14 protein-coding genes are annotated in these 13022 nt (G+C 71.9%); 5 read left to right on the top strand and 9 right to left on the bottom strand.

Translation table 11 applies throughout. The features are described from left to right. Window positions 1-146: 146 nt before the first annotated feature. Both QRY02_RS43335 and QRY02_RS43330 read right to left on the bottom strand, forming a co-directional pair. A complete protein-coding gene (locus QRY02_RS43335; RefSeq protein WP_285988483.1) occupies window positions 147-998 on the bottom strand; it encodes a DUF3152 domain-containing protein in 852 nt (283 codons plus the stop codon). A 400-nt stretch (window positions 999-1398) separates the two neighbouring features. Next, entirely contained in the window at window positions 1399-2439 is a 1041-nt protein-coding gene (locus QRY02_RS43330) for an alpha/beta fold hydrolase (protein WP_285988482.1), read from the bottom strand. 113 nt (window positions 2440-2552) lie between these two features. Between QRY02_RS43330 and QRY02_RS43325 the strand changes: the two genes are divergently transcribed. After that, window positions 2553-3179 carry a TetR/AcrR family transcriptional regulator gene (locus QRY02_RS43325; protein ID WP_013223021.1) on the top strand — a complete coding sequence of 209 codons (627 nt, stop codon included), beginning with the start codon at window positions 2553-2555 and terminating at the stop codon, window positions 3177-3179. 36 nt (window positions 3180-3215) lie between these two features. On the opposite strand, the gene QRY02_RS43320 is transcribed toward QRY02_RS43325, so the two are convergent. Together QRY02_RS43320 and QRY02_RS43315 are read right to left on the bottom strand one after the other, a co-directional pair. Further along, window positions 3216-4133, bottom strand: coding sequence for an alpha/beta fold hydrolase (locus QRY02_RS43320; RefSeq protein WP_285988481.1), 918 nt, complete (start codon window positions 4131-4133; stop codon window positions 3216-3218). Beyond that, a complete protein-coding gene (locus QRY02_RS43315; RefSeq protein ID WP_285988480.1) occupies window positions 4130-5038 on the bottom strand; it encodes an AurF N-oxygenase family protein in 909 nt (302 codons plus the stop codon). Before QRY02_RS43315 ends, QRY02_RS43320 begins: the two co-directional genes overlap by 4 nt. 55 nt (window positions 5039-5093) lie before the next feature. On the opposite strand from QRY02_RS43315, the gene QRY02_RS43310 reads away from it, so the two are divergent. Together QRY02_RS43310 and QRY02_RS43305 are read left to right on the top strand one after the other, a co-directional pair. Beyond that, on the top strand, window positions 5094-5864 hold the full coding sequence (locus tag QRY02_RS43310; protein ID WP_285988479.1) for a TetR/AcrR family transcriptional regulator: 771 nt from the start codon (window positions 5094-5096) through the stop codon (window positions 5862-5864). Further along, window positions 5861-6178: a DUF4873 domain-containing protein gene (locus tag QRY02_RS43305; RefSeq protein WP_285988478.1), complete on the top strand. Its 318-nt coding sequence runs from the start codon at window positions 5861-5863 to the stop codon at window positions 6176-6178. Before QRY02_RS43310 ends, QRY02_RS43305 begins: the two co-directional genes overlap by 4 nt. A 134-nt stretch (window positions 6179-6312) precedes the next feature. On the opposite strand, the gene QRY02_RS43300 is transcribed toward QRY02_RS43305, so the two are convergent. The 3 genes from QRY02_RS43300 to QRY02_RS43290 all read right to left on the bottom strand — a co-directional run bounded on the left by QRY02_RS43300 (window position 6313) and on the right by QRY02_RS43290 (window position 7891). After that, window positions 6313-6762: a pyridoxamine 5'-phosphate oxidase family protein gene (locus QRY02_RS43300; RefSeq protein WP_285988477.1), complete on the bottom strand. Its 450-nt coding sequence runs from the start codon at window positions 6760-6762 to the stop codon at window positions 6313-6315. Window positions 6763-6887: 125 nt separating this feature from the next. Further along, on the bottom strand, window positions 6888-7118 hold the full coding sequence (locus tag QRY02_RS43295; protein ID WP_013223016.1) for a DUF3107 domain-containing protein: 231 nt from the start codon (window positions 7116-7118) through the stop codon (window positions 6888-6890). A 119-nt stretch (window positions 7119-7237) separates the two neighbouring features. Next, window positions 7238-7891 carry a ferritin-like fold-containing protein gene (locus QRY02_RS43290; protein WP_285988476.1) on the bottom strand — a complete coding sequence of 218 codons (654 nt, stop codon included), beginning with the start codon at window positions 7889-7891 and terminating at the stop codon, window positions 7238-7240. 230 nt (window positions 7892-8121) lie between these two features. On the opposite strand from QRY02_RS43290, the gene QRY02_RS43285 reads away from it, so the two are divergent. Further along, window positions 8122-9927, top strand: coding sequence for a DEAD/DEAH box helicase (locus QRY02_RS43285; RefSeq protein ID WP_285988475.1), 1806 nt, complete (start codon window positions 8122-8124; stop codon window positions 9925-9927). A gap of 26 nt (window positions 9928-9953) precedes the next feature. Further along, the gene (locus tag QRY02_RS43280; RefSeq protein ID WP_285988474.1) at window positions 9954-11267 is read left to right on the top strand and encodes an Rv3212 family protein; all 1314 of its coding nucleotides are present in this window, start codon (window positions 9954-9956) and stop codon (window positions 11265-11267) included. Between the two features lie 189 nt (window positions 11268-11456). Here the strand turns inward: QRY02_RS43280 and QRY02_RS43275 are convergent, their stop codons facing one another. After that, the gene (locus QRY02_RS43275; RefSeq protein WP_285988473.1) at window positions 11457-12155 is read right to left on the bottom strand and encodes a hypothetical protein; all 699 of its coding nucleotides are present in this window, start codon (window positions 12153-12155) and stop codon (window positions 11457-11459) included. A gap of 12 nt (window positions 12156-12167) precedes the next feature. Continuing rightward, window positions 12168-13019 carry a RecB family exonuclease gene (locus QRY02_RS43270; RefSeq protein ID WP_285994086.1) on the bottom strand — a complete coding sequence of 284 codons (852 nt, stop codon included), beginning with the start codon at window positions 13017-13019 and terminating at the stop codon, window positions 12168-12170. Between the last annotated feature and the right edge of the window lie 3 nt (window positions 13020-13022).

Genomic DNA, 13022 nt, shown 5'->3' with positions numbered 1-13022 from the left:
CTCGCGCGCGTATCGCGTCCATCCCACTATGCACAACGCGCGCGGGCAAATAAGCCTTCCCGCGTCCGGATGGTGGGACACGGGCTTTCGGGGGTTCCGGGTGGCGGAGCCCCGGCCCGAGGCGAAGCCTCGGATGTCACAGCCGCTTATTGCGGGGTGGGGTTGGGCCAGGAGTTGGTCTTGCAGATGCGGCCGTCCTTGGCCACCTTGCCCTTGTCGCCACCGGGGATGTCGTTGAGCATCGCGACGTAGTCGTCGTTGACGCCGAAGGACTGCTGCATCATCACCGGCGCCGGCTGGTCGGTGCCCCCGCAGCCGACGTGCTGGTTGCCCAGGGCGTGCCCGACCTCGTGGTTGATGGCGTACTGCCGGTACCCGGTCATGTCGGGGCCGTAGGCCTTGGCCCCCCGCACCCAGCGAGCCAGGTTGATCAGCACGCGGCCGAGGCTCTTGCGGTAGCAGGAGGCCTCGAACTTGATCTGGAACCCGCAGGCGTCCGGCCGGTGGGTGGTTTCCGGCGTGGTCAGGCTCACCTTGAAGGACGGGTTCGGGAAATTGCCGTCCACCCGCTGGAACGCGATCTTGCCGTCCCAGGTCCAGCCCTGCGTCGGATTCGACAGGGTGCCCTCGACGGTCGCGGCGAACGCGTCGTCCCCGGCGTAGCTCGCCGGGTCGATGCCGTCTTCGACCTCGATGGTGTAGGTGTACAGCTTCCCGTTGCCGATCTTCGGGCCGCTGCCCGGCACGACGTGCCACTTGCCGGCTCCGGCCTGGGTGAACGGGATGCCGTTCGGCAGGTCCGCGGTCGGCACCTTGAGGTCGACCGGGGTGGCCGGGTTCTCCGGGATGGCCTGCTCGCCGTTGCCGTCGATGGCGCCGCCGCCGGAGGTGTCGCCGCCCGCCGAGTCGGTGCCGGGCCCGGCGGCACCCACGCCCTGCTCGGCGATCGGCTGGGCCGGGCTGTTGGCGGTGTTGACCACGACGAGCACGGTCAGCACGACCAGGATCGGCAGCGCGTAGACGCGCCAGCCGTAGGTCTTCGTGAAGCTTGGCGATGCCCGGCTTCGCCGGCGGCGCCTCGGCCGGCTTCTCGCGCGGGGTTTCGACGTGCGGCTTCCAGGACGCGCTCAGCGGCTCGGCACTCGTCCGCCGGCCACCCGGCCGGTAGCGGTCCTCGTCGACGCGCTGGGCCAGTGCCTTCGACGGGCGGTACTGCCCGGTGCGGGGGTGGTCCTCGGCGTCCGGCGTCCGGCGGGCCGAGGCGCGGTGGGGCGTCCGCCGATCCTCGCCTCGCGCGTCGTGCTTCACCCGGTCCACCGCACCAGGGTGCCACAGCGGCGGGGCGCCGCTCTCGCCGACTGGCGGATCATCGAGTGAACTCGCCACCACCCGATCGGGCTACCAGGTGCCCGCTTCGACGTGCTCCCACATGCCCAGGACGGCCTTCGCGACGACGACCGGGCGCTCCATCTGCGCCACGTGGCCGGTGCGCGGGAGCACCAGCAGCCGGGCCCGCGGGATCGCCCGCGCGGTCCGCACGGCGCGTTTCACGGAGATGACGCGGTCCTCCCGCCCCCAGACGACCAGCGTCGGTGCCTTGACGAGCGGCGCCACCGACCACAGCGACGCCTTCCCGAGCGTGGACCAGGCCCGGAAGATGGCGAACGTGCTGCGCGCCATCGCGGGCGCGGCCCAGGCGAACCCGGCGCGGGCACCGTGTTCCTCGGTCAGCTCGTCGAGCCGGCTCTCCGGGAACCGCGACGGATCGGCGAAGCACAGCTTGATGACCTGCGCGGCGCGTTCCCGCGGGCCGAGCGCGGCCAGCTGGGCCCGCACGCGCGCGCCGACCAGCGGCAGGTAGGCCAGCGCCATCCGCGGGTCGGACAGCCGCCGCGGGTCGAGGCGCAGGTCCGGCACCGCCGGCGAGATGAGCGTCAGCGTCTTCACCAGCTCCGGCTTCTGAGCCGCGACCAGCAGGGCGATCGCGCCGCCCATGGAGTTGCCGAACAGGTGCACCGGCGCCCCCACCGCGGTGACATCCGGGGCTTCGCCCCGGGCCGGGGGCTCCGCCACCCGGGCCCCCGAAAAGCCGGCTTCGATGTGCCTCATGACGACGTCGGCGTGCGCCTGGAGCGTGAAGTCGAAGCCCTTTTCGGGCTCGGAGTAGCCGAACCCGGGCAGGTCGGGGGCCGTGCCGCCGGCGACCGGCGCGAGCAGCGCGGCCAGGTCGGTCCAGTTCGTCGACGAGCCGCCGAGGCCGTGGACGTAGACGGCGGGCACGCCGTCCGGGCCGGGCGTGCGGCGGACGTGCAGCCGGGCGGTGCCGACCTCTTCGAAAGCCGCCGGCCACGGCGGCGGGACCGGGTCGAGCGACGGCAGGGCCCGGTTCGACAGCGGCACGTGGGTCAGCGGCGGCCGGGCTCGCACGGGGGTGTTCACGAGTCCAGAATGCCCGACCCTTGGCGCGGCACACGTACCGGCGAGTAATCTTCAGGGCGACTTCACGCGGTGGCGACCCCGCCCGTCGAAGAAGCGATGACGGGAGGATGAGCATGACGGAGATGACGCGCCTGCAGCAACGTGGGGTGCGGCTGCCCCGGACCGAGCGCCGGGCTCAGCTCCTCGCCGCGGCGCAGCGGGTCTTCGCCGAGAACGGCTACCACGCCGCCGCGATGGACGAGATCGCCGAGGTCGCGGGCGTCTCGAAGCCGGTGCTGTACCAGCACTTCCCCGGCAAGCTGGACCTGTACATCGCGCTGCTGGAGAGCCACGTCGACGAGCTGGTCAAGCGCGTCCAGAACGCACTGGACTCGACGACGGAGAACAAGCAGCGCGTCCCGGCGACGGTCGGCGCGTTCTTCGACTTCGTCAGCGAGGACGCGGGCGCGTTCCGGATGGTGTTCGAGTCCGACCTGCGCGGCGAGCCGGCGGTCCAGGAAGCGGTCGACCGCGCGACGTCGGCGAGCGTGGACGCGATCACGGAGACGATCACCGCGGACGCGGGCCTCGACGAGGACAAGGCGCGGCTGCTGGCGGTCGGCCTGGTCGGGATGAGCCAGGTCAGCGCCCGGTTCTGGCTGGCCCACCACCAGTCGATGAGCCGCGAGGAAGCGGTGGCCCTGACGGCCAACCTCGCCTGGCGCGGCATCGGCGGCGGTTTCCCCCTCAAGGACGGCTGACGCACGAGGCGGCGCTTTCACGTGAAAGCGCCGCCGTCAGCGGGCGGCCACCCGGACCAGGGCCGAGATGCGGCGCGCCACTTCGAAGGGGCGCTCCTGCGGGAGCATGTGCCCGGCGCCCGGGTAACGCACGAACTCCGCGTGCGGCAGCTCGTCCGCGATCACCTTCGCGTGCGGCAGCGGGCACAGCCGGTCCTTCTCCCCCGCCAGCACCACCGACGGCACGTCGCACAACGCGCCCAGGCCACCGACGCCGCGGTGGGCCGCGATCGCGTCCAGGAACATCCCCGCGCTCGCCGGGTGCGCGCACAGCAGCTGCTCGACGACGCTGTCCACCTGCGCACGCCCCGGGCGATCACCGAACACCAGCCGCCGGGCACCCGAGCGGACCAGGCCCGGCCGCAGGCGCAGCGTGTCCGACCGCAACCGGGCCAGCAGCCGCGCCACCCGCGGCTCGAAGCGGGTCACGCTCCGGCCGACCACCCCGGGGAACCCGAGCGTCAGCTGGTCCATGTCCCCGGACGACGTCGCGACGAACGCCGCACCCGCCAGCCGCGAAGCCACCAGCGAAGGGTGGCGTTCCGCGAGCACCATCAGCGTCATGCCGCCCATCGAGTGCCCGGCCACGACCAGCGGCCCCTCCGGGACGCGGTCGGCGATCAGCTCGGCGAGGTCGTCGGCGAGCCGGGCGATCGTGGCGCCGCCGCGCCGGGCCGGCGCCGAACCGCCGTGGCCACGCAGGTCGTAGCGCAGCACGCGCAGGCCGGGGTCGAGGTGCGGGAGCACGAAGTCCCACGTCCGGTGGTCCTGCGTCCAGCCGTGGACGAGCACCAGCGTCACCGGAGGGCCATCGGAGCCGGCCGGCCCGGACTCCACGACGTGCAGCGCGGCGCCGTCGCCGGCGACGAACCGGTGCGCGGCCGACGGGTTCCGCAGCCGCGACGCGGTCGTCACCGGCCCGCCGGGAGCAGGAACGACTTGCGCCAGAAGTACTTCCCGGGCAGCCCGACCAGGCCGGACTCCTCGAGGAACGGCATGATCTTCTCCCCCGCCCACGCGATCGTCCCCTGCCAGTGCGGGTTGTTCAGCGCCGCCTCGACGCCGTCGCGCGGCCGGATGCCGACCGCCTTGTAGACGTCCGGGTTGATGAACGCCCGCGTCACGAAGTACGAGATGACCGCGATGATGAACTGCTGGTAGCCGATCTCGGCCTTCGACAGCTTCGCCATGCCGCGCGTGACCTCTTCGCGGGCGAAGGTGACGTGCCGGGCCTCTTCCAGGACGTGGATCCGGTTGACCATCCGGACCAGCGGCTGGACGCCTTCGTCGTTCATCTGCTCCCGCTGCAGCCGGTCCAGCACCTCCTCGGCGACCAGGATCGCGCCGTAGCGCGCCGGGCCGTAGGAGATCGTCGGCATGAGCTTCGCCAGGCGCCGCAGCCACGGCACCGGGCCGTAGGCGGGGCAGCCGATCCGCGAGGCCATCCGCGCGAACATCGTCGAGTGCCGGCATTCGTCGGCGATCTCGGTGAGCGCGAACTGGGCGTGCGCGGATGTCGGGTCCTGCTCGTAGACCTCCTTGAGCAGCATCTGCATCAGGAGGATCTCGAACCACAGGCCGGTGGTGGCGACGCTCGCGACCTCGTGCTTGCCCAGCTCGATGCGCTGCTCCGGGGTCAGTTTTTCCCAGAGCTCCGTGCCGTAGAGCGAGGAACGCTCGTCGAGGATGAACCGCTTGCCCTCGACCAGCGGCGCGGTCCAGTCGATGTCGACGTCGGGGTCGTAGAACTTGTTCGCCGAGGACTTCAGCAGGCGGTCCGCGGTCTTTTCGCGATCCGGTTCCTTTAGCGTCCGCGTCATTGCCGGCACCCCTTCCGCGACATGTAACTTGAGGTAACAGTTACCTGTGCGTAGCATGACTCTCGTGATCGAACGTGTCAAGCGCTCCGGCAAGCCGTCCAGCAGGTCCTCCCGCGGCGAGGAGGCGACCGGCGACGCCCGGCGCGACCGGTGGCGCAAGCACCGGATCGCCCGGCGCAAGGAGTTCGTCGAGGCCGCGCTGCGGGCGCTCGACACGCACGGCCCGGACCTGGGCATGGAGGACGTCGCCGCGGAGGCGGGCGTCACCAAGCCGGTGCTGTACCGGCACTTCGACGACAAGGCCGACCTGTACGTCGCGCTCGGCCAGCGCGGCACGGAAATCCTCTTCGAGCGGCTGATCCCGGCGATCAACGCCGAACTGGCGCCGGTGCCGCGGATCCGGATGGCGCTGGACGCGTTCTTCACCGTGATCGAGGAGCACCCGAACCTCTACCGGCTGCTGGCGCACGGACGGCCGGAGAAGCCGGTGTCGTCGGACGTCGTGGCCGAGGACAAGGAACTGATCGCGACGGCGCTGACGGCGCTGCTCGGCGACTACATGCGGATGTTCAACATGGATTCGGGCGCGGCCGAGCCGTGGGCGCACGGCATCGTCGGCATGGTCCAGAACACCGGCGAGTGGTGGCTGGACCGCCGCTCGATGAGCCGCGACGCGGTCGTCGAGTACCTGACCCAGATCATCTGGGCGGCCATCGACGGGCTGACCCGCCAGAACGGCGTCGTCATCGACCCGAACCTGCCCCTGGAAGCCAACAAGGTGGTCCAGCTGGGCCGCACCACGGAGTCGTTGGAGGAAACGTCATGAGCGAGCACGACGAAGACGGCTACAGCGGCGAGGCGACGCTGGAGGTCGACGGCGTTTCGCTGCCGGTGACGGTCGAGCTGCGCGGCTACTTCCAGCCGATCGACGGCTATTACCGCTGGTACGGCCGGGTGGCGGTGAACGAGGAGCTGACCCGCCTGGCGGGCGGCAAGAAGAAGGCCGTTTCCATCCGGGCGGGCTCGCATTCGGCCAAGGGCGAGCTGTCCGACCCGGACCCGTGGGGCCGCTACCGGATCACGGGCACGAGCACGCCGCCGTTCCACGTCCCGACGACGCTCGAGGAACTCAACGCCTAGCGGCCGCCGGACGCCCCAGCTCCGCAAGTCGGACCGGGCGAGTTTTCCCGAGCGCGTGGGCCTGCTTGGCGAGCGATGCGACCGCGTCGGAAGCCGTCTCGGCCAAGCCGCAGCGACTGGGCGAACCGGGTGGCTCAGGGCAGGCGCGGGGCCGGCAGCTCCACGCCCGGCAGCAGGCCGTTCGCGATGTCCGTGGCCCGCCACTTCTGCACGCTCAGCCGGACCGCCGTGACCGGTGCCGCCAGGAAGGGCGCGGCCTCCGGGACCTTGGCGACGAGCAGCTCGCGCACCCGCGTGTCCTCGTCGCCGGCGACGATTTCGGCTGACGCCTGGGCCTGCAGGAACGCCTGCATCGGCGAGCCGGTCGAGACCACGACCGAGACCAGCGGGTTCTCCCGGATGGCGGAGAGGGTCCGGCCGCGGTCCTCGAGCACGAGGTTCAGGGTGAATTCGCCGCTTTCGGCGAAGTACACCCCGCCGACCCACGGCCCGGTGCTGCCGGAAGTGGCGAGGAACAGCGACTTGTGCGCGGCGAGGGTGTTCCGCACGAGATCCGCGACGGCGGTCGGTTCGAGAGAGGTCACCGGCCGAAGCTAAGCGGCGGAAAAGCGACACTCCAAGCAGAACACCACAATCCGGTGAACCCTCCGAGCACGCGAAGGCCACCCCGGAACGTCCCGAGGTGGCCTTCGCGGATCAGGGCTGTGGGTCAGTCGCCGACGCCGAAGCCGACCTTGCGGACGTCAGAGGGGGCGATCTCGACGTACGCGATGCGGTCGGAGGGGACGATGTACTTGCGCCCCTTCTCGTCGTTGATGCGGAAGAGCCCGTCACCGGCCGTCAGGGCCTCGGCGACCAGCTTCTCCACCTCTTCGGGAGACTGGCCACTGGACACCACCAGCTCGCGCGGCGTGTCCTTGATGCCGATCTTGACCTCCACGTGGGACCTCCGCTGGAAATTCGTAAGGGATGTGCCGGCCAAGGCTAACCGAACCGGCTCGTTCCGGTGGCGCATGTCCGCGCCCGACCGCGTCGTCACTTCCGGGTACTCCATCGGGTTCAGCCCAGGCCGAGCGCCTGCATGCGCTTCGTGTGCCCCTGTTGCAACCGCCGGAACAGCGCGGCAATTCCGGAGAGGTCGCCCGAGCCGCTGATGATGAGCTCGGCCAGCCCGTCGCGCTCGGCGACGACGTACTGGGCCTGGGTCAGGGCCTCCCCGAGCAGGCGGCGGCCCCACAGGGCGAGTTTGTCGCGGGACTTGGGGTCGGCCTCGATGCCGGCCGCGACCTCGCGTTCGGCGAAGGCCGAGTGGCCGGTGTCGGCCAGCACGGTCAGCACCAGGTCCTTGGTCTCCGGGTCGAGCCAGCTGGCGATCTCCCGGTAGAGGTCGGCGGCGAGCCCGTCGCCGACGTAGGCCTTGACCAGCGACTCCAGCCACGACTTCGGGGGCGTCGAAGCGTGCCAGGCGTCGACCTGCGCCACGAACGGCGTCATCGCGTCTTCGATCTTGACGTCGTGGGCGGCCAGGTGCTGGGCGAGCAGCCCGTAGTGACCGATCTCGGCGGCCGCCATGGTCGCCAGCGCGGCACGGCCGGCCAGCGTGGGGGCGCTGCGCGCGTCCTCCGCCAGCCGGTCGAACGCGGACAGTTCGAGGTAGGCGATCACACCCAGAAGGTCTACTACGCCTTCGGAGATCTCTTTGGGCTCGGTCACGGGGGCAGGGTATCGCCGAAGCACCCGGGCGTGGCGGGACGAGACCGATCACACTGGTTCCGGCGCGCCGGGTACTGTCGAAAAACTGCTGACCAGGTACACTGGCGTCCGATATCAAGCTTCCGTACGCCATACCGGCGTCGGGAACAGGCAGGTCACGCGGCTTGCCGACGTACTGCAATGTGCGTGCACGCCTCTTCCGGCATTCCCGGGGCGGACCGGTTCCGCGCTTGAAGACCAGCGCCAGGGACCAGGGTTTACTCCCGGTCGAGTGTCGAGCGGACCCACGGCTGTGCGCGCTGGTCACGAGAGAGGCGATCACCCTGACCGCAGAAATTCCCACAACCGAACAGACCCCCGCCGTCGCGCTGGAGCACAGCGAGACCGGCCCGGCCGCGCTCGACACCTCGCACCCGCTGCAGGCGGGCGTCGAGGTCGAGCCCGAAGCCCCGACCTTCGCGTCCTTCGGCGTCAAGCCGGAGATCGTCAAGGCGCTCGGCGAGGCCGGCATCGAGCGCACCTTCGCGATCCAGGAGCTCACGCTGCCGCTCGCGATGGCCGGCGACGACCTCATCGGCCAGGCCCGCACCGGCATGGGCAAGACGCTGGGCTTCGGCGTCCCGCTGCTGCACCGTGTGCAGGTCCCCGGCGACGGCACCCCGCAGGTGCTGGTCGTGGTGCCGACCCGCGAGCTGTGCATCCAGGTCGCCAACGACCTCAAGGGCGCCGGCAAGCACCTGGGCATCCGCACGCTGGCCATCTACGGCGGCCGCCCGTACGAGCCGCAGATCGAGGCGCTCCGCAAGGGCATCGACGTCGTGATCGGCACCCCGGGCCGCCTGCTCGACCTGGCCGAGCAGCAGCACCTGGTGCTGGGCAAGGTCCGCGGCCTGGTGCTCGACGAGGCCGACGAGATGCTCGACCTGGGCTTCCTGCCCGACATCGAGCGCATCCTCCGGATGGTGCCGGACGAGCGGCAGACCATGCTGTTCTCGGCCACCATGCCCGGCCCGATCATCACGCTGGCCCGCACCTTCCTGCGCCAGCCGACGCACATCCGCGCCGAGGAAAACGACGCGAGCGCGATCCACGAGCGCACCACCCAGTTCGTCTACCGGGCGCACTCGATGGACAAGCCCGAGGTGATCGCCCGCGTCCTGCAGGCCGAAGACCGCGGCCTGACGATGATCTTCAGCCGCACCAAGCGCACCGCCCAGAAGGTGGCCGACGACCTGGTCGAGCGCGGCTTCGCGGCCGCCGCCGTGCACGGTGACCTGGGCCAGGGCGCGCGCGAGCAGGCCCTGCGCGCGTTCCGCTCCGGCAAGGTCGACGTCCTGGTCGCGACCGACGTCGCCGCCCGCGGCATCGACATCGACGACGTCACCCACGTCATCAACTACCAGTGCCCGGACGACGAGAAGACCTACGTCCACCGCATCGGCCGCACCGGCCGCGCGGGCCGCACCGGGGTCGCGGTCACCCTCGTCGACTGGGACGAGATGCCGCGCTGGAAGCTGATCTCGGACACCCTCGGCCTCGACAAGCCGGAGCCGGTCGAGACGTACTCGTCGTCGCCGCACCTGTTCGAGGACCTGGGCATCCCGGAGGGCACGAAGGGCCGGCTGCCGCTGGCCAACCGCACCCGTGCGGGCCTGGCCGCCGAGGAGGAAGAGGACCTGGGCGGCAAGAAGCGTGGCCGCGGCCGTGGCCGGACCGGCGAGGCCGCCGCGCCGGAGGAAGACGCGCCGCGCAAGCGCGCCCGGACCCCGCGCAAGCGCACCCGCGGAGGCTCGCGGGCGGCCGAAGAGGTCGAGGCCGCGGACAACGCCGCCGCGTCCGCTTCGCCGGACGCCGAGGCACCCGCTTCGTCGGAGGGCCGCACCCGGAGCCGTCGCCGCACCCGCAGCGGCAACGCCCCGGAGGCGACCGGCCCGGCCGTCGAAAAGGAGGCCGGCGAGAACGCCGAGCGTCCGGCTCGCCGACGCCGCCGTCGCCGTCCGGCCGCGACTTCTGATACACCTGCTTCGGCAGACTGAGGCTTCTCCATCGGGGGTTCGGGTACGTGAGCGACGTCGAGAAGGCGGCTGAAGAGACGCCTGCCTACGGGTCCGAGGACGTACTCGAAGACACTCCCGAGAGCACTCCGCCCGCCCCGCGGGTCAAGGCGCGTCGTTCGCCTTGGAACCGCGGGCGGGACCGGGTGATCGCCGCCCTGATCGCGGTGGTCGTGGTCGCCGTCGCGCTGGTCATCGGCGCGACGAGCGACAGCGCGGCCACCGACCGGACCGAGGCGGCCCCGCCCCCGCCGCTGCCCGCGGCCCCGGACAAGGTGCCGGGATCCCTCTCCGAGATCTGGAGCGCCCCCAGCGGCGCGACGCCGATCCCGGTCGTGGCCGGCGAATCGGTGGCCACGGCGGACGGCGGCGAGATCGCCACCCGCGACCCGCTGACCGGGCAGATCCGCTGGCACTACTCGCGTGACCTGCCGTTGTGCACGCTGGACCAGGTGTGGGGGCGGTTGAACGCCGTCTACCACAAGAGCCGCAACTGCAGCGAGGTCACGCAGCTGGACCCGGGCACGGGCCGGATCACGGCGCAGCGCAACGGCAACGCGGAACTGGGCACCCAGCTGGTCGACGACGGCTCGCACGTGACCGCCGCCGGCAAGAAGCTCCTCACGACCTGGCGCGACGACCTGGTGCAGAGCGCCGAGTACGGCGAGGTCCCGGCGCTGGTCAACGCGGGCAAGCAGCCCCGCACGGGCTGCACGTACGGCACGCTCGCGGCGGCGTCGGGCAAGATCGGCGTGATCGAGCGCTGCCCGGGCGACCCGGCCGACCGCCTCACGGTGTACAAGGCGGCCCCGGAGAAGGACGACGAGCCGCAGGTCAGCTTCAGTTCGGTGCTGGCGGGCAAGCGCGCCCGCGTGATCGCGATGTCGGGCGACCTGACGGCGGTGGTCCTCCCGGACCAGAAGCTCCTGGTGACGTTCAACGGCGACGGCACCCAGCGCGCGGCGTACCCGCTGGACGTCCCGGCGGGAGACCTGGCGGCCGACCCGCCGTCGGGAGTCGAGCCAACGACCCAGACGGTCCAGAACATGTACTGGTTCAGCGGGTCGAAGGTGCTGGCCCTGTCCCGCGACGACCTGTCGCCGCGCTGGACGCTGAGCAGTGCGATGGGCCCGGGAGTCACGTACGCCCAGCAGCTGGTGGTCCCGATCAAGGGCGGCTTGGCGGTGCTGAACGAGAACGACGGATCAACGATCCGCACGGTGGGCGTCGAGCGCCGCGGCTACACGGGAGTGGTCCGCCTGGCCGCGGCCGGCCCGGTCCTGCTCGAGCAGCGCGGCCCGGTTCTCACCGCCCTGAAGTAGCCCCGAAGAGCGTGTCGTCCGCGTGTCGTCCATCCAGGCACGCGTGTCGTCCGTCTGTGCACACGTGTCGTCCATCCCGGCACGCGTGTCGTCCGTCTGTGCACACGTGTCGTCCCTCCAGGCACGCGTGATCGAGCGGCCTTTGCGTGCGGAGGGGCGCGACTCGCGTGCTCCAGGGCGGGAGCCGGGTCAGGTGAGCCAGAAGAGGGTCAGCGCGGAGACCGTGAACAGGACCACCGCCAGGCCCGCGCCGACCGCCGGGGGGCCGTTGCGGCGGTCGGCGACTCGCTGAGCCAGCAGGGCCAGGGCCGCCGCCATCGGGTGGCCGACCAGCAGGGTCGCGCCGGGACCGGGGGCGCCCGTGAACAGGCAGATGCCCGCCACCGCGAGCACACCGAGGGCGAGGACCGTGAGCCCGGCCGCCAGGGAGCCGGTGAACCCGCGCCACCAGCGGCCACGGGCTTTCACGGGCCCGGGCGACGCACTCGCCTCGACGCTCGGGGCGCCCTCCGCCGGGTCGATCCGCTCGGGTGCGGCCCGCTCCTGCTCCACGGCCAGCTCCTCGGCCGCACCAAGCGCCCCGGGTCGGGCAACCGTCCGCTCCTGTCCCGCGGTCGGTTCGTCGGCCGCACCAAGTCGCTCGGGTTGGGTGACCACCCGCTCCTGCTCCACCGTCGGCTCGTCGGCCGCACCGCGTGCCTCGGGCTGGCTAGCCGTCCGGCTCCGCCCCGCAGCCTCCCGCGGTGCCGTCTCGGGGCCCTCCTGGCGCACCTCGCCGGCCTCGTCCCGGGTCTCCGGCGCCGCTCTCCGGCTCGGCACCTGCTCGGCTCCGGGCTGTCCCGCGGGCAGCGGGACCGTCGCCAGTTCGTCGGTGTCCGGTGAAGCCACGTTCCCTCCCGTTCAGGGCGCGAGCAGGTCCCAGGGCTGCGCCGCCGGGGCCGCCTCCTGGCCCGCCGGGCAGCTCGGCCTGAAGTCGCACCAGGCGCACCGCCGGTCCGGGCGGGGCGGGAACAGCACGTCCCCGTCGCCGCCCGCGTCCAGGGTATCCGTGGCCAGCCGCAGGTCTCCGGCGGTCTCTTCCGCGCGGTGCAAGTGCCGTTGCAAGCTCTCCGGGGTGTGCTCCGCCGCCGCGATCGTGCCCGTCGGCAGGTGGTGCAGCTCCACCGTCGTGCACGGCATCCGCAACGTCCGCGCCCCCGCCACCGCGTACAGCGCGAGCGCTTGCGACGCCCGGGCCTCGTACTCGTCCGGCGGCCGGCGGCCCGTCTTGTAGTCCACGATCACCAGCGCGCCCTCACGCGCGTCGATCCGGTCCGCGCGGCCCTCGATGATCATCGACGGCCGCTCCCCCGGCGTCGAGCTCACCGGCGCCGACACCCAGCGCTCCAGGCCCACCGGATCGTGCGAAACGTCGTTGTCCTCGACGTACTCCGCCACCCACCCCTTGGCCCGCGCCCGGTACCGCGCCGCCTGCTCGTCACTCTCGAAGCCCGCGTCCTTCCAGAACTCGGACACCAGCGCCACCGCGCGCTGCGGCACCCGCTTGAGCACGGGCAGGTCGAACAGCGCCCGCAGCGCGTTGTGCACCACCGCGCCCAGCGTGCTGTGCGCCCACGGCCCGGTGCGCTGCGGGGTCGGCCGTTCGAGGTAGGCGAGGCGGTACCGGCGCGGGCAGTCGTCGAAGGTCGCCAGCCGTGCCGGCGAGACCTTCGTGAGCCGCACCGGTTGCGCCACGCCGAAGTCGAAGCCCATCTG

The sequence above is a fragment of the Amycolatopsis sp. DG1A-15b genome (assembly GCF_030285645.1).
Lineage (GTDB): Bacteria > Actinomycetota > Actinomycetes > Mycobacteriales > Pseudonocardiaceae > Amycolatopsis.
This window is presented reverse-complemented; position numbering and strand designations above follow the sequence as displayed.